This window comes from Pseudochrobactrum lubricantis (assembly GCF_041929865.1).
GTDB lineage: Bacteria > Pseudomonadota > Alphaproteobacteria > Rhizobiales > Rhizobiaceae > Pseudochrobactrum > Pseudochrobactrum saccharolyticum.
The window spans coordinates 420632-436849 of record NZ_JBHEEE010000003.1 but is presented as its reverse complement, the minus strand read 5'-3'; the positions used below and the strand labels follow the sequence as shown (position 1 = coordinate 436849).

Genomic DNA, 16218 nt, shown 5'->3' with positions numbered 1-16218 from the left:
CTATAAACAATCGCAATAGCTTTGTCGCGGGGGCGTAAGCTTAAAAATCACATATGTTGTGACTTTACTGCAATTCTAAGGGGGCTGCTGTCTGTTGCTCGCAGTTGAGACCGGTTATAGAACATTCAGAATGAATCAATTTGGCTGTAGAAGGGTCTGACACTTGACTTTTTGCGGCCAAAATGCGCTTGTCCGACAACATAAAAATCAGATTTTATCTGCGATTTTACGTTTCTTACCACTCTTCTGAAGGCAGAAAACATGCATCGTTACCGCAGCCATACCTGCGAAGCCCTCCGCAAGTCGGATGTCGGCCAGACAGTTCGTCTTTCCGGCTGGGTTCATCGTGTCCGCGATCACGGCGGTATTCTCTTTATCGATATTCGCGACCACTATGGTTTGACCCAGATCGTTGCTGATCCGGAAAGCCCGGCATTTAAAGTTGCTGAAACCGTTCGCGGTGAATGGGTGATCCGCGTTGACGGTGAAGTAACCGCCCGTGCTGATGAGGCTGTAAATCCGAATTTGCCTACCGGTGAAATCGAAATCGTTGCCAAAGAGATTGAAGTTTTGGCTGCTGCCAAAGAACTGCCTCTGCCGGTGTTCGGTGAGCCGGACTATCCGGAAGATATCCGTCTGAAATACCGCTTCCTCGATCTGCGCCGCGATACGCTGCACAAGAACATCATGAAGCGCACCAAGATTATTTCTTCGATGCGCCGTCATATGAACGAGATCGGCTTCAACGAATTCACTACACCGATCCTGACCGCTTCTTCGCCTGAAGGCGCGCGCGACTTCCTCGTGCCGAGCCGTATTCACGAAGGTCAGTTCTATGCGCTGCCGCAGGCACCGCAGCAATATAAGCAGCTGTTGATGGTGGCTGGTTTCGACCGCTATTTCCAGATTGCACCTTGCTTCCGCGATGAAGATCCGCGTGCAGACCGTCTGCCGGGCGAGTTCTACCAGCTCGATCTCGAAATGAGCTTTGTCACTCAGGAAGAAGTCTGGGAGACAATGGAACCGGTAATGCGCGGCATTTTCGAAGAATTTGCTGAAGGCAAGCCGGTAACCCAGCAGTTCCGTCGTATTGCTTATGATGATGCGATCCGCACCTATGGTTCGGATAAGCCTGATCTGCGTAACCCGATTGAAATGCAGGCTGTGACCGGTCACTTTGCCGGTTCCGGTTTCAAAGTATTCGCGAACATGATCGCGAATGACCCTAAGGTTGAAGTATGGGCTATCCCTGCGAAAACCGGTGGTTCGCGCGCTTTCTGTGACCGTATGAACTCATGGGCGCAGGGTGAAGGTCAGCCGGGTCTCGGCTATATCTTCTGGCGTAAAGAAGGGTGGGGTGATTCACTTGTATTTGATGCAGTCAAACACCCCCAGCACCCAAACGAAAGTCGCGAAGCGTATGAAGAAAGAGTTGCAAAAGAACTAGGTCTTTGGTCTGACAAAGTTGTTGGAGCCGGGCCTATAGCTAAAAATATTGGCCCCGAACGAACTGAAGCTTTGAGACAACAACTTGGTTTGAATGCTGGCGACGCCTGCTTCTTCGTGGCTGGTCTGCCGTCGAAATTCTACAAATTTGCCGGTGATGCCCGTAACCGCGCCGGCGATGAGCTGAACCTCACAGACCGTGATCGTTTTGAACTGGCCTGGATCATCGACTTCCCGTTCTATGAATGGGACGAAGACAACAAGAAACTCGACTTTGCCCATAACCCGTTCTCCATGCCGCAGGGTGGTCTGGAAGCACTGGAAACGCAGGATCCGTTGTCGCTCAAAGCCTATCAGTATGATCTGGTTTGTAACGGTTTTGAAATCGCATCCGGTTCGATCCGTAACCAGCTGCCGGAAGTTATGGTCAAGGCCTTTGAACTGGTTGGTTTGAGCCAGCAGGATGTGGAAGATCGCTTTGGCGGCCTCTATCGTGCATTCCAGTATGGCGCGCCTCCGCATGGTGGTATGGCTGCCGGTATCGACCGCGTGGTTATGCTGCTCGTTGGTGCGAAAAACCTGCGCGATATCTCGCTGTTCCCGATGAACCAGCAGGCTGTTGATCTGCTGATGGGCGCACCGGCAGAAGTCACACCGGCTCAGCTGCGTGATCTGCATATCCGCGTGAACCCGATCAAAAAAGACTGATCTGTTTTAGGGGTAAATATTAGAAACGCCGCGTCTTAACGGACGCGGCGTTTTTTATTGCGCAATGTTCAGGCAATAAAAAACCCGGCTAAAAGCCGGGTTTCTTTGTTCAGCTCAGAAGAGCTTACTGGTTGGCAGTCAGTTTAACAGCCAGCAGGTCCAGAAGCTTCTTAGGGTCAGCAGTTGCAGTTGCTGCGATCAGAGCGAAGGAAACAGGCGCTTCCGGCTTTGCAGCAATTGTCAGAGACTTAGGATCGTCAAAATAGGTGTTGACGGCAGTCGTTGCCTGCATGGCGAAATCCGCATGGCCGAGATAGCCAACCATGATCGGCGCAATGCCTTTGATCTGGTTGACCATGTCTTCCTTGGAGATACCCTGCTGCTTGGCATAATAGTCGAGCAGTTTAGGGGTGAGGGATGAATCATCATAGCGGATAGCCATGTTGCTGATCGAAAGCTGCTGGATCAGACCGAGCATTGCCATACCGGCTGCATCGGAATTTTCCTTATTTGCACTCATTTCAGCGCTGGCCTGCTGTACGGATTTGATGAATTTTGCATCATAGCCGCCGAGCTTCATGGTGGTGTCGAATTTACCGACATCCTTGACGTCAAATTCCATCTTGTCGATGGCCAGATCGCCTTTTTCCGGTTCCCATGAGCCGGTCGAGGTTACAGCCATGCTCAGCTGTTTGTAGCCGAGATCGATCATCGGATTTGGTGTTTCCGAAGCTTCGTCATTGCCGGCGCTTGCATCTGCACCTTTGCGCAATGCATCCATTTTCTCGATGTCGAGATCAATAGATTTGATGCCGAAGCTCATCGCAACCGGAGTGCCCTTTGTGTAAGGGGTAGAGGTTGCGTAAATATCTTTCATGTTGACCATTTCTTCGCCATCTTCGTGGATGGTGAAGCTGTCAGCCTTCATGGTTTGATAATACAGCATTTTGACAACAGGATCCTGTTCGTCATCTGCTGCGAGATAGAGTTTGCCGATTTCGATGCCCTTCAGAGCGAAAGTGCTCTTGTCGTCTGTTTTTTCGAAATCCTGCAGGGTTGCAGTTTCCGCGGTGTAGGCACCTTTGTCGTTTTCAGCAACGTCTGTCAGAACAATGTCACCAACGGTGAAAGTGCCCATTTCAGCGGATTTGAAGTCGATTTTTGTGTCGCGCAGGGTAACGGTTGAGCCATCGGTGTCGACTTTGCCGAACTCGATTTTTGTACCCTGTTCTTCAAAGCGAGCCTGCAGACGCTTGGCGACATCATTTCCGTCCAGTGCATAAGCTGAACCAGCAAAGATCACAGTGAGTGCTGTAGCAACGGAAAGAGTGCGGGCTGCGGTATATAGCGGTTTCATAACCGGCATCAGAGGCTCCTTAAGTGTTGACCTAATTTTTACATACGAAATACTGTCATCGCCTAATAACATGGCAATTTTGTCATTTTCGTAACAGCCCGTTTATTTTACTGCAAGTCACACTTGAGGATGATCGAAAATCTGTTGTCATTATCGTTGTATTTTTGATGAAATAACGAGAATAATGCGGAAAACCGGCCTATTCACTGTGTGTAAACGCATCTTGACTTGCCGCAGAATCAGCCGCTTGCTAACCATATTCCATGGGAAATAATTTGATTCCGCCATCAGGCGGCGACGATCACGTTGAAACAGTTGATCTGAAATCGGCGCTCGAAGAGCGCTACCTTGCCTATGCGCTGTCCACGATCATGCATCGTGCGCTGCCGGATGTGCGCGACGGTCTGAAACCGGTTCACCGCCGCATCATGCATGCCATGCGCCTGCTGCGTCTTAATCCGGGCAGTGCCTATGCCAAATGCGCGCGTATTGTCGGTGACGTGATGGGTAAGTTCCACCCGCACGGCGATGCTTCTATTTATGATGCGCTGGCGCGACTGGCGCAGGATTTTGCCGTGCGCTATCCGCTGGTGGACGGGCAGGGCAATTTCGGCAATATTGACGGTGATAATCCGGCGGCTATGCGTTACACTGAAGCACGCATGACCGAAGTGGCATCGCTGCTGCTCGAAGGTATTACAGAAAACGCCATCGATTTTCGTCCGACTTATAATGAGGAAGACGAAGAACCGGTCGTTCTGCCCGGTGCTTTTCCTAACCTTCTCGCAAACGGCTCCTCCGGTATTGCTGTGGGTATGGCCACCAATATTCCGCCGCATAATGTGGCGGAGCTGTGTGATGCCGCGCTGTTGCTGATCCGCAATCCGCAGGCAACGGTTGAAGAACTGGTGCAAATTGTTCAGGGACCTGATCTTCCAACCGGCGGTGTGTTGGTTGAGCCAAAAGAGAATATTCTTGAGGCCTATCGTACAGGCCGCGGTGCATTCCGCGTGCGTGCGAAATGGGAGAAGGAAGATCTCGGCCGTGGCACATGGGTGGTGGTGATTACAGAAATTCCGTATCAGGTGCAGAAATCTCGCCTGATCGAGAAGATCGCTGAACTGCTGCTGGCGAAGAAACTGCCGCTGCTTGATGATATCCGTGATGAATCGGCTGAAGATATCCGTATCGTACTGGAGCCGAAGAATCGCTCTGTCGATCCGGAATTGCTGATGGAATCGCTGTTCAAGCTCACCGAGCTTGAAAGCCGCATTTCGCTGAATATGAACGTGCTTTCCCATGGTAAAGTGCCGAATGTTCTCTCGCTGGGTGGTGTGCTGAAAGAATGGCTGGAGCATCGTAAGGAAGTTCTGCAGCGCCGTTCACAATTCCGGCTTAATGAGATTGAAAAGCGGCTGGAAATTCTGGGCGGTTACCTGATTGCCTATCTCAATCTGGATGAGGTTATCCGCATCATCCGTGAAGAGGATGAGCCGAAACAGGAACTGATGCGTACGTTTAGCCTGACAGACATGCAGGCTGAGTCGATCCTCAATATGCGCCTGCGTTCCTTGCGCAAGCTGGAAGAATTTGAAATCCGCAAAGAATTTGACGGGCTGACACTTGAAAAAGCGCAGCTTGAAGAATTGCTTGGTTCGGAAATCAAGCAGTGGAAGGCGATCAGCGGCGAAATCAAAAAGGTTCGCGAGACCTACGGGCCTGAAACACCGTTGGGTAAGCGTCGCACGCAATTTGCTGAAGCGCCGAGCCATGATCTGGAAGATATTCATCAGGCAATGATCGAGCGTGAGCCGGTCACGATTGTGGTATCAGAAAAAGGCTGGATGCGCGCCATGAAAGGGCATCTGGCAGATTTCTCCAGCCTGTCCTTTAAAGAAGGCGACAAGCTGCATCTGGCTTTCCACGCCGAAACCACGGACAAGATTGTTGTGGCAACGACCGGCGGTAAGTTCTTCACCATCGGAGCCAACACTTTGCCGGGTGGCCGAGGTCATGGCGAGCCTATCCGTATCATGGTCGATATGGACAATGATCAGGATATTCTGACCGCTTTTGTGCATGATGCATCTGCTAAATTGCTGCTGGCATCCCATGAGGGCTATGGCTTCATGATCAGCGAAAGCGAAGTCATCGCCAATACCCGTAAGGGCAAGCAGATCATGAATGTGAAACTGCCGGATGAGATGAAAATCTGTCAGCGTGTGACCGGTGACACTATGGCTGTTGTCGGTGAAAACCGCAAAATGCTGGTATTCCCGCTGTCCGAGCTGCCGGAACTGGCACGCGGTAAAGGTGTGCGTCTGCAGAAATACAAAGACGGCGGTGTGTCCGACATCCGCAGCTTTGCTATCGAACAGGGGCTGACATGGCAGGATTCCGCTGACCGCACATTCACACGCAGTAAAGAAGAATTGCTGGAATGGACGGGTGCACGCGCTTCCGCCGGACGGATGGTGCCGAAGGGATTCCCGCGCACCGGTAAATTCACTTCGTAAAATACAGGCAGAGTGGCTTCTTGTAGGGAAGAAGCCGCTCTGATTGCTGATAAACCAATGGGAAGAAACCTTTAGCCATGCCTGCTGAATCAAAATATCAGGTGCTGCATCAGATTCCGGATGTGCAAACTTATTGTCATCTGCGCACTGCCAGCGGCCTCAGTGCAAAAACAACAGACGCAGCCGAGCGCGGTCTGAAGAATTCATTATTCGCCGTGCAGATTGTCGATGGTGATCAGATCATCGGCATGGGACGCGTCATCGGTGACGGCGGCACAACCTATCAGGTTTGCGATATTGCGGTGCTGCCTGACTATCAGGGGCAGGGACTTGGCAAACGGATTATGCTTGAGATCAAAGCCTATCTGGATGAACATGCACCGGAGAGTGCCTATGTCAGCCTGATCGCTGATGGTCCTGCACAGCATCTTTATGCGCAATACGGTTTTTCGCCGGTTACACCTGCTTCAATCGGCATGGCCTACAAAGTAGGGCGTAAAAGCTGAAGCATGTTGCGCAAAAATATATGAATCTCATTGTGAGATTTATCATCTAGCAAATTGAATTTATTGCTTAATATCAAAACACCCGCATGGCTCTCATGCGGGTGTTTTGATTTATTCTGCAATGTCTGTGCGTAGCCAGCCATTGGTTGTGAGATGTTCCTGCGGCTTGAAGCGGGTTTTATAATGCATCTTTTCGGAGCCGTTGACCCAGTAGCCCAAATAAACATGCGGCAGGCCAAGCGCATTGCAGCGCATAATATGGTCGAGAATAATATAGGTGCCGAGTGAGCGGTCAGCCAGCTCCGGATTGAAGAACGAATAGACCATCGACACGCCGTCCCCCATCACATCGGTAAGGGCAGCAGCAATCAGCGGGCCTTCGCCTTTGCCGGTAATCATCGTATCAGCGCCACGCATACGATATTCGATGATCTGCGTGTTCACATGGCTGTCCTCAACCATCATTGCATAATCAAGTACGGACATTTCCGACATACCGCCATTATGGTGGCGGTGATTGAGATAATCATGGAACAGGGAATATTGCTCGGAACTCGGCTCAGCCTTATTGGCAAAACCAATGAGATCCTGATTGCGTTTCCAGATGCGGCGCATGGAGCGCGTCATCTGAAATTCGCCGGCGAGAATGCGCACGGACACGCAGGCATTGCAGTTTTCACAGGCGGGTCGATAGGCGATATTTTGCGAACGACGGAAGCCGGCCTGTGTCAGCAGATCATTGAGTTCCGGCGCGCGGCTGCCAACCAGATGTGTAAAAACCTTCCGCTCTGCGCGATTGTCCAGATAAGGACATTCAGACGGGGCGGTGAGATAAAATTGCTGCGGTTGCGGTTGATGTTGTGTCATGTTTCGCCTGTCAAAACGCAATAAAGACGAATTGTAAAATTCACGTCTGTAATTGTGCAGTTAAAGGCCTGCAGAGTGGTTAATAATAATTGAAAACGAAGATATGTAAAATCCCGCTTTTGTGATTTAGAGCGTCAGGTTCCTCTTTGGGTGCGCAAAACTCGTTCCAGAGCGGTTTACATCCAGATTGGATCACAGCACTCGCTCTAAATTCTTTAGTTTGTCGCATTATCACTGCCGTCAAGTTGATCCAACTTGACTGTGAAATGCCTTAGCCCTTCATAGTGCATAAAAGGCGATAAAAAAGCTGGTAATGCAAACAGCGCGGAAATACCCGCGCTGTTCATATTCAGTTTGTCGTCTTGTTACGGATTGGTACGGATAATCACCGCGCCGAGCAGCATATCATGTACGCCGCGTTTATAATCCAGAAACAGGGTCGCGAGCAGGATAAGCGGGGTAAGCACTGTGCAGGAAGCCCAGAACAAAACCGAGTGAACCACCGCAAACAGGCCGTCAACCGGATTGCCGTCCATACGCTCGATGCGAATACCCATCATTCGCATGCCTGTGGTGGCTTTATTACGTCCGCCGACTGTAAAATATACATAAGGCAGCGCCACCAGCGGCAACAGGATACCATAGAGCATCCAGCCCAGACCCAGCGTCAGAATACCCAGAAAAGCGATGATGATCGCGACAGGGATACACAGCAAAAGCACAATGAAATAGTCGATCAGAAAGGCGAATACACGTCTGGTGCGCACACCTTCATAGAGGCGGCGGTCTTCAAAACGCGGCAGAACAATATCATTATTGATTGTTCGGTCATTCATCGGCTTATGGTTTCTCCTTTTAAACTTACAAACAAGGAGATAGGAAGCCGCGGTGCCGATTTCAAGATTGCCCGCCGGTAAGCCCTCTGCCGGTAAGCCCTCTAATGCAATCCCATATAAAAAAGCGCATACTGCCGATGGCGGAATGCGCTTTTAAAAAACATAGACGGGATCAGGCGTTTTTGAGTTTCTCAGCCACTTCCAGAGCGAAATAAGTGAGAATACCGTCGCAACCGGCACGTTTGAATGCCAGCAGACTTTCCAGCATGACTTTCTCTTCGTCGATCCAGCCATTCTGACCGGCCGCTTTGATCATCGCATATTCGCCGGAGACCTGATAGGCGAAGGTCGGCAGGGCAAACTGGCTTTTGATACGCTGGATAATGTCGAGATAAGGCAGACCCGGCTTGACCATCAGCATATCCGCGCCTTCCAGCACATCCTGCTCGGCTTCGCGCAGCGCTTCATCCGTATTGGCCGGATCAAGATAATAGGTTTTCTTGTCGCCTTTCAGCACACCTGCCGTGCCGATCGCTTCACGGTAAGGACCGTAGAAAGCGGAAGCGAATTTGGTGGCATAGGACATGATCGGCAAATGCTGGAAACCATTGGCATCCAGTGCATCGCGGATTGCGCCGATACGGCCGTCCATCATATCGGAAGGAGCAATAATATCCGCACCGGCTTCAGCTTGTGCCAGCGCACCGCGCACAACCATCTCAACGGATTCATCATTGAGAATAATACCGTCGCGCAAAATGCCGTCATGACCGTCTGTGGTGAAAGGATCGAGCGCGGCATCGGTAATAATGCCGATTTCCGGAATTTCCTTTTTGATCGCGCGGGTCACCGAATTGATGAGATTGTCAGGATTGCCAATATAGGAGCCGTCCTGCGTTTTAATCCGCGCCGGTTCATTCGGGAAAGGTGCGATGGCCGGAATGCCGAGTTTTGCAGCTTTTTCAGCCTGACGTACAGCCATATCCACGGAATAACGATGAACACCCGGCATTGCGGCAATCGGCGAGGCGACATTGCTGCCTTCACAGACAAAGAACGGCCAGATCAGATCATTGACGCTTAAACTGTTTTCCTGAACCAGACGGCGTGACCATTCGGTACGGCGCGTACGGCGCAGGCGGCGGCTTTGGGTGATCTCATCAATGTTACGCATCATGTCTTTCCGTATTTCGGCCTATGAAACTGCAATTTCCTGCAGTGCAGACTTCGATGAGGGAGCCTTAACACCCAAATCGTGGTTACAGCTTGATAAAAACAATTTTTGAGGTGTGAAACATTGCCGCGCTTGCTTTACTCACTTATGAATCATGCTTCAATGCGGGAGAGGAAAATCAATGAATAAGGTGCATCAGAGCGGAGGAAGCGGCGTGATGATATCTGATTTCAAGGAGAATTTCGGCGGCGATGATGAAATTGCTTTTACTATGCAAGGTTCTGCAGGGCTGATCCGGCTGACCCGTCCGAAAGCGCTGAATGCTCTGACACACAAAATGGTGCAGGCAATGGAGCGTGCATTGCAGCATTGGGCAGATGATCCTCAGGTGAAAACTGTGATTGTTGAAGGCGAAGGGCGTGCATTCTGTGCCGGTGGTGACGTTGTGGCTGCCTATCATGCAGGCAGAAACGGTGCGCCTGCCTATGATTTCTTCCAGGATGAATATCGCCTCAACCGTCTCATCGGCTCCTATAAAAAACCTTATATTGCTTTACTTGACGGGATTACCATGGGTGGTGGTGCCGGAATATCCGTTCATGGTTCACACCGGATTGTGACGGAAAATACACTTTTTGCTATGCCGGAAAGCGGGATCGGTTTTTTCACCGATGTCGGCGGCAGTGCGTTTTTACCTGCCTTGCCGGACAAGTTCGGCTTTTATCTCGGCTTAACCGGCTCGGCGATCCGCTGGGGCGATTGTTTGCAGAGCGGGATTGCCACGCACGCGCTGAAAGCTGAACAACTGGCGGTATTGCGTGAGCGGCTGATCGGCGGTGAACAGCCGGATGATATACTTCTGTCTATGCAGTCGGATGTGCCCGACTGGGAAATGCCGGAACAGGACAGGGCGCTGATTGCCCGATGCTGTAAGGCGGAGAGTGCTGAGCAGGTTCTGGCGCAATTCTCAGACGCCGGACAGGCAGGCAATGAGAAAGCCGCAGCCATTGCAGAACTGCTGGGGAAGCGTTCGCCAACCAGTCTGAAAGCAATTTTTACACTATTTCAGGATGCGGAAGCATTTATTCGTGCAAACAAAGAGCTGAGCTATAGCGCACGCTTGGATAGACAGATGCAAATAGAGTACGCTCTGGCAGAGATTCTGCTGCAAGGGCATGATTTCTATGCCGGTGTCGGCGCTGTTCTGATCGACAAGACCGGTAATCCGCTATGGAGCCCTGCAACATTGGCGCAGGTGCAATTACCGGATTTTCTAAACAGTTAAAGACATTAAACAAGGGTAATGAGCCGCATGATGGACGATCAGCTGAGACTGCGCACGGGAGATTCAGCCCTGCATAGCTGGTTCATTCTGTTTATCCGCTTTGTCGCGCTGGTTTGTCTTGTCGGCGGTGTTTATTACTGGTTGCGGCTGATCGGCCTTTATCCGGGTCTGCTATGGCGTTTCGATCTGATGCCGTGGCAATGGCAGACAATCTGTGTGAGTCTCGCGATTGCGCTGCCGATTGTTGCGACCGGCCTGTGGATCCGTGCCTCATGGGGCGCTGTGCTATGGGTGATTACGGCTGTGGCTCAGGCCTTGATTTACACAGTTTTTGCACGGTTCTTTGAATATTTTCCGGCGCTGGCAGCCGTCAATATTGCGTTTCTGCTGATCTATATCGCTTTTCGTATCGGCCTGTTTTTGCAGGGGAAACGTGCACTGGCAACGCCTGTCCGCTAAAGCTGGAATAATGACCGGATTGAGAGAGCCGGTTGTTAACCAGTTGTTAGCCCTGTGGCTTAAGCCGAAGTTCACCGCTGTTTCTTAAAGTCTCCTCAGGCAAATTTCAGTTTTCTGCGCGCTCCGCATTCGGAGGCGATGGGCTGATCTTGTGCTTTGGAAAAGCGGAGACAAGCTGCATGCAAACGCAAGAGCCGTTTCAGACATCATTATCCGGTATGGGGCATGCAGGTTCCCGTTCCGGTGAAGGAACAGGCTTGCAGGTTCTGTGTCTGGAAGTGGAGCGGCAGCTGAACCGGCATTATAAGCGGGTTCTGGCATTTTTTGACGATGCTTTTTCCGGCCGTCAGGATTATCCGCTGAATGCCGAGCAGGCATTGATGCTGTTTTGTATCAGTCTTGGTCTGCGTGATACTGTCCAGCTTTATCGGATGGTTGAACCCGTCACATCACAATCGGTGGTGATGCTGGCAAGCCTGTTTGCGCAAGGCTATGTGACTTCCGCTGCGGATGAGACGGCGGCGGGCGGAGCAGATCTGGCGGTTCTTGCGCTTACTGAAAAAGGGCAGGCAGTGGCAGACGGTCTCTATGAGCTCTATACTTTTGTGTTTCTGGAGACATCGGGCAGGGAAGTGCCGGATGCCGCACGTCTCGCCTCTATGCATAACTCTTTGCGACGCCTGCAAAAATTCAGCCACATGCATGGCAGACCTGCTGAGCTGTAATGCCGACAGGGGGGGGCAGTTCTGATCGTTGCGAAATGGCCACATTCACTTATTAAGCTTATCTGCAATAATAATTTTCAGTTTGTGATGAATGTAATGACTTGCCGGAATACCCGCAGACATGTTTAAGCCACAAAACTGATTATAGCGGTAAAGTCCGGCAGGATGTTTTGTGTTTAGGCAACTGATGCGTGTTCAGTCAGTTATACTGCTATTCGGGTTTGTTTTAGTTTCAGAGTTAAAGTTGAGCGCATCCCGAAAAGTGGGAACCGGTTTTCGGATAAGATGCGCGTATAGAGCTTAATAAAGCGACAGAGCATCTCCAATACTTAGTTTTAGATTGGGAATGTTCTGGAGCGCAGAGCGCTTAGAGCTTTTCTGCTGATATGCCTGTGTCATGCGGCAAGCTTCCGGTGTGCCACGTCCTGTTACGGCGGATTGAGGATCAAAGAATGAAGCATAATGTAAAAGACAGCAAAACAACCAAGGCGCTTGACCGCCGTTTGTTTTTGCGGGGCGCTGCCGGTCTGGGACTGGCTGCTTTGTCGGTACCGGCAGTTTCTTCTGCGGCACTTGCTCAGGCTGTCGGCCTGAATGATGTGCTGTCATCCGGCCGTCGCGGTAACTGGAACGATACATTCGATGCACGCGGCACCGGCGGTGCCAAAGCTATCGCCACCAATCAGCCGATTATGAGCCCGCAGACGCTGAATTATATCAGCGAAGCGATCAATCAGTATAATAATATTGTCGCTAATGGCGGCTGGCCGGTTGTGCCGGGCAATGAGCGCCTGCGTCTGGGCATGAAAAGTCAGGTTGTGCCGATCCTGCGTCAGCGCCTGATGATCTCCGGCGATCTGCCTCAGGGCATCGGTGCTTCCAATTCTTTTGATACTTATGTGGATGCGGCCGTGAAGCGCTTTCAGGCACGCCATGGTCTGCCTGCTGACGGCGTGATGGGCGATGTGACCTATAAAGCGCTCAATGTCAGTGCCGATGTCCGTCTTGGTCAGCTGAATACCAATCTGCAGCGTCTTGGCTCGCTGGCCAATGTCGATCAGACACGCTTTGTCATGGTCAATATTCCGGCAGCACAGATCGAGGCGATTGAAAATGGCCGCGTAGTGCAGCGCCATACCGCCGTTGTCGGTAAGATCGATCGCCAGACACCGATCCTGACTTCTAAAATCCATGAAGTGATCCTCAATCCATACTGGACAGCGCCAAAGTCGATCATCCGCAAGGATATCATTCCTTTGATGCGTAAAGATCCGCAATATCTGACCAAGAACAAAATCCGTCTTTACGATGGTCAGGGGCAGGAAGTTCCGCCGGAAACCGTTGACTGGAACACGGAAGATGCAGTGAAGCTGATGTTCCGTCAGGATCCGGGCAAGATCAATGCCATGGCTTCGACCAAGATCAATTTCCATAACAGCCATGCTGTTTATATGCATGATACGCCACAGAAGGGCACTTTCAACAATCTGATGCGTTTCGACTCGTCAGGCTGTATCCGCGTGCAGAATATCCGCGATCTGGATGTGTGGCTGCTGAAAAATACCGGCGGCTGGGATCGTCAGACCATCGAAGACACGATTAAAAGCGGTCAGAATAATCCGATTCAGGTGGCTGACCCTGTGGCACTGTATTTTGTCTATATTTCCGCATGGTCTACCGGTGACGGTATTCCGCAGTTCCGTGATGATATTTACAAGATGGACGGTGCTTCGGAGCTGGCAATCGGTACAGCGATCTGATCTTGCACAGCCTGAGGTCGCAATAATGCTGGTGCAGTTGCAAAAAATGCACCAGCCGGATGGCTAAGCAGAAGCATGGTCTGTTAATAATCGTCTGAATTTAAAGCCGCCTTCGGGCGGCTTTTTTGTATTTAAACGATATAAATGGGACTTTAGCCGTTTTACGTCATGGCATATCGCCTGTTGGCCATGGAGCAGGTGTTACAAGTGTGATATTGCCACCCGACATAGGAATGGGCTAGAGCATTTCCAGCAAAAGTGCGAAGCGGTTTTGCGTAGGATAATGCGTAAAAAAGAGTTAGAGCGGCTCCGATAAATCGTTTACTGCCGGAGCAGCTTCAACCCTTAAACAGCATTGAATTTACGTGCTTTTTGTTTCGCATTTTGATATGCGGACAGACATTGAGCGTATCCCGAAAAGCGGGAACCGGTTTTCGGATAAGATACGCGTCAAAAAAATAGCGAGGAATTCCATGATCGTCGCATACAGGCGGCGGGAATGGTGTCTGATTGACTTTTGACTGGGAAATTGACCGGGAACCGGAAGGGAATAGGATATGTCGCAGGCGAACAGTGCTTCTCTCGAAGCATTCTTTAATAAGGGTCTTGAAGAAGCGGATGCTGAAATTTTCGGCGCAATCCGTAAGGAGCTTGGCCGTCAGCGTCACGAAATCGAGCTGATTGCATCGGAAAATATCGTTTCCCGCGCAGTGCTTGAAGCTCAGGGTTCAATCCTCACCAATAAATATGCCGAAGGTTATCCGGGTAAGCGCTATTATGGCGGCTGCCAGTATGTTGATATCGTTGAAGAACTGGCGATTGAACGTGCGAAGAAACTGTTCGGCGCAGAATTCGTCAACGTGCAGCCAAATTCCGGCAGCCAGATGAATCAGGCTGTATTCCTCGCGCTGTTACAGCCGGGCGATACATTCATGGGTCTGGATCTGAATTCCGGTGGTCACCTGACCCACGGTTCTCCGGTCAATATGTCCGGTAAATGGTTCAATGTCGTATCCTATGGTGTGCGTGAAGACGATCACCTGCTGGATATGGACGAAGTGGCACGTCTTGCCCGCGAACATAAGCCTAAACTGATTTTGGCTGGTGGTACTGCCTATTCCCGTATCTGGGACTGGAAGCGTTTCCGTGAAATCGCCGATGAAGTCGGTGCATATCTGATGGTGGATATGGCGCATATTGCCGGTCTGGTTGCTGCCGGTGTGCATCCGTCACCAGTGCCGCATGCGCATGTCTGCACCACCACCACCCACAAATCCCTGCGCGGCCCGCGCGGTGGTATGATTATGACCAATGATGGTGATCTGGCCAAGAAATTCAACTCGGCTGTATTCCCGGGTCTTCAGGGCGGCCCGCTGATGCACGTGATTGCCGGTAAAGCGGTTGCACTGGCAGAAGCACTGCAGCCTGAATTCAAGCTCTATGCGCAGAATGTTGTGGCAAATGCCAAGGCTCTGGCAGAGAACCTGAAGAAAAACGGTCTCGATATCGTTTCCGGCGGTACCGACAACCATCTGATGCTGGTTGACCTGCGTCCGAAAAATGCGACCGGCAAACGCGCTGAAGCAGCGTTAGGCCGTGCCAATATCACCACCAACAAAAACGGTATTCCGTTCGATCCTGAGAAGCCTTTTGTAACCTCCGGTATCCGTCTCGGCACACCGGCCGGTACGACCCGCGGCTTCGGTATCAAGGAATTCGAACAGATCGGTGATATGATCACTGAAGTGCTCGACGGTCTTAAAGCTGCCAATTCTGATGAAGGCAATGCGGCTGTTGAACAGGCTGTTCAGAAAAAAGTTGTGGAGCTGACCGAAGGCTTCCCGATGTATGGCTATCTGGGCTAAGCCGGTTGTGACTATGTTGTAATTTCAGACGCCGCGTATCACATAAGTGTTACGCGGCGTTTTTGTCTGTGCAGCTTGCCGGACATAGCTGATGACAAAGCAGCCTATCTGCTTTAGATAATTTCAATCTGAGTGAATTATAGTCGTTTACAACCTGTCAGGCTGGAATGGCTGCCGTGCTGCAAGGCGCGGTAACAAGTTGAGAGTTGAGCCATGCGCTGTCCGTTTTGTCAGTCTGAAGATACGCAGGTCAAAGATTCCCGTCCGGCGGAAGACGGTTCAGTCATCCGCAGACGTCGCGTCTGTTCTGTATGTGGCGGCAGGTTCACGACTTTTGAGCGCGTACAATTGCGCGAACTGATGGTGGTCAAGAAAAGCGGCCGCCGTGTGCCTTTCGACCGCGATAAGCTGATGCACTCAGTGCAGGTTGCGCTGCGCAAGCGTGAGGTTGACAGTGACCGCGTGGAACGCGCTGTTTCGGGCATCGTGCGCCAGCTGGAAAGTTCCGGCGAGGTTGAAATTCCGTCGGAAGAGATCGGCCGTCTGGCAATGGAAGCACTGAAGGGCGTGGACGATATCGCCTATATCCGTTTCGCTTCTGTTTATCGCAATTTCAGTGTTGCCAAAGACTTCCACAATGTCATTGATGAGCTTGGCCATCCGGAAAATGCTGCATCATCGAGCAATGAGGATTAAAGTTCAGAGCGCTTAATG

At 51.1% G+C, this 16218-nt stretch carries 13 protein-coding genes; 9 read left to right on the top strand and 4 right to left on the bottom strand.

Translation table 11 applies throughout. The features are described from left to right. Window positions 1-261: 261 nt before the first annotated feature. A complete protein-coding gene (gene aspS / locus JNC80_RS09150; protein ID WP_376710112.1) occupies window positions 262-2154 on the top strand; it encodes an aspartate--tRNA ligase in 1893 nt (630 codons plus the stop codon). Window positions 2155-2278: 124 nt separating this feature from the next. On the opposite strand, the gene JNC80_RS09145 is transcribed toward aspS, so the two are convergent. Continuing rightward, a complete protein-coding gene (locus JNC80_RS09145) occupies window positions 2279-3520 on the bottom strand; it encodes an aq_1923 C-terminal domain (protein WP_116088176.1) in 1242 nt (413 codons plus the stop codon). Between the two features lie 254 nt (window positions 3521-3774). On the opposite strand from JNC80_RS09145, the gene parC reads away from it, so the two are divergent. Both parC and JNC80_RS09135 read left to right on the top strand, forming a co-directional pair. Next, on the top strand, window positions 3775-6027 hold the full coding sequence (gene parC, locus JNC80_RS09140; protein WP_022710472.1) for a DNA topoisomerase IV subunit A: 2253 nt from the start codon (window positions 3775-3777) through the stop codon (window positions 6025-6027). Window positions 6028-6104: 77 nt separating this feature from the next. Next, window positions 6105-6533: a GNAT family N-acetyltransferase gene (locus JNC80_RS09135; RefSeq protein ID WP_376710111.1), complete on the top strand. Its 429-nt coding sequence runs from the start codon at window positions 6105-6107 to the stop codon at window positions 6531-6533. A gap of 111 nt (window positions 6534-6644) precedes the next feature. On the opposite strand, the gene JNC80_RS09130 is transcribed toward JNC80_RS09135, so the two are convergent. The 3 genes from JNC80_RS09130 to hemB all read right to left on the bottom strand — a co-directional run bounded on the left by JNC80_RS09130 (window position 6645) and on the right by hemB (window position 9413). Then, entirely contained in the window at window positions 6645-7400 is a 756-nt protein-coding gene (locus JNC80_RS09130; protein WP_376710110.1) for an arginyltransferase, read from the bottom strand. Between the two features lie 365 nt (window positions 7401-7765). Then, a complete protein-coding gene (locus JNC80_RS09125) occupies window positions 7766-8236 on the bottom strand; it encodes an RDD family protein (protein WP_022710475.1) in 471 nt (156 codons plus the stop codon). 172 nt (window positions 8237-8408) lie between these two features. Beyond that, entirely contained in the window at window positions 8409-9413 is a 1005-nt protein-coding gene (gene hemB, locus JNC80_RS09120; RefSeq protein ID WP_075655660.1) for a porphobilinogen synthase, read from the bottom strand. Window positions 9414-9627: 214 nt separating this feature from the next. Between hemB and JNC80_RS09115 the strand changes: the two genes are divergently transcribed. The 6 genes from JNC80_RS09115 (at window position 9628) to nrdR (ending at window position 16200) form a co-directional block, all read left to right on the top strand. Then, entirely contained in the window at window positions 9628-10695 is a 1068-nt protein-coding gene (locus tag JNC80_RS09115; protein WP_376710142.1) for an enoyl-CoA hydratase/isomerase family protein, read from the top strand. A gap of 27 nt (window positions 10696-10722) precedes the next feature. Next, window positions 10723-11154, top strand: coding sequence for a DUF6163 family protein (locus JNC80_RS09110; RefSeq protein ID WP_075655865.1), 432 nt, complete (start codon window positions 10723-10725; stop codon window positions 11152-11154). A 179-nt stretch (window positions 11155-11333) separates the two neighbouring features. Next, a complete protein-coding gene (locus JNC80_RS09105) occupies window positions 11334-11879 on the top strand; it encodes a hypothetical protein (protein WP_225687574.1) in 546 nt (181 codons plus the stop codon). 452 nt (window positions 11880-12331) lie between these two features. Continuing rightward, on the top strand, window positions 12332-13639 hold the full coding sequence (locus tag JNC80_RS09100) for a L,D-transpeptidase family protein (protein WP_075655656.1): 1308 nt from the start codon (window positions 12332-12334) through the stop codon (window positions 13637-13639). 557 nt (window positions 13640-14196) lie between these two features. Beyond that, on the top strand, window positions 14197-15504 hold the full coding sequence (glyA, locus tag JNC80_RS09095; protein ID WP_022710481.1) for a serine hydroxymethyltransferase: 1308 nt from the start codon (window positions 14197-14199) through the stop codon (window positions 15502-15504). Window positions 15505-15717: 213 nt separating this feature from the next. Then, on the top strand, window positions 15718-16200 hold the full coding sequence (nrdR, locus tag JNC80_RS09090) for a transcriptional regulator NrdR (RefSeq protein WP_022710482.1): 483 nt from the start codon (window positions 15718-15720) through the stop codon (window positions 16198-16200). The last annotated feature ends 18 nt before the right edge of the window (window positions 16201-16218 follow it).

Excerpts from the sequence above, each read along its gene's own strand:
- aspS (WP_376710112.1), top strand. The coding sequence starts at position 262 with ATGCATCGTTACCGCAGCCATACCTGCGAAGCCCTCCGCAAGTCGGAT.
- JNC80_RS09145 (WP_116088176.1), bottom strand. The coding sequence starts at position 3,520 with ATGCCGGTTATGAAACCGCTATATACCGCAGCCCGCACTCTTTCCGTT.
- parC (WP_022710472.1), top strand. The coding sequence starts at position 3,775 with ATGGGAAATAATTTGATTCCGCCATCAGGCGGCGACGATCACGTTGAA.
- JNC80_RS09135 (WP_376710111.1), top strand. The coding sequence starts at position 6,105 with ATGCCTGCTGAATCAAAATATCAGGTGCTGCATCAGATTCCGGATGTG.
- JNC80_RS09130 (WP_376710110.1), bottom strand. The coding sequence starts at position 7,400 with ATGACACAACATCAACCGCAACCGCAGCAATTTTATCTCACCGCCCCG.
- JNC80_RS09125 (WP_022710475.1), bottom strand. The coding sequence starts at position 8,236 with ATGAATGACCGAACAATCAATAATGATATTGTTCTGCCGCGTTTTGAA.
- hemB (WP_075655660.1), bottom strand. The coding sequence starts at position 9,413 with ATGATGCGTAACATTGATGAGATCACCCAAAGCCGCCGCCTGCGCCGT.
- JNC80_RS09115 (WP_376710142.1), top strand. The coding sequence starts at position 9,628 with ATGATATCTGATTTCAAGGAGAATTTCGGCGGCGATGATGAAATTGCT.
- JNC80_RS09110 (WP_075655865.1), top strand. The coding sequence starts at position 10,723 with ATGATGGACGATCAGCTGAGACTGCGCACGGGAGATTCAGCCCTGCAT.
- JNC80_RS09105 (WP_225687574.1), top strand. The coding sequence starts at position 11,334 with ATGCAAACGCAAGAGCCGTTTCAGACATCATTATCCGGTATGGGGCAT.
- JNC80_RS09100 (WP_075655656.1), top strand. The coding sequence starts at position 12,332 with ATGAAGCATAATGTAAAAGACAGCAAAACAACCAAGGCGCTTGACCGC.
- glyA (WP_022710481.1), top strand. The coding sequence starts at position 14,197 with ATGTCGCAGGCGAACAGTGCTTCTCTCGAAGCATTCTTTAATAAGGGT.
- nrdR (WP_022710482.1), top strand. The coding sequence starts at position 15,718 with ATGCGCTGTCCGTTTTGTCAGTCTGAAGATACGCAGGTCAAAGATTCC.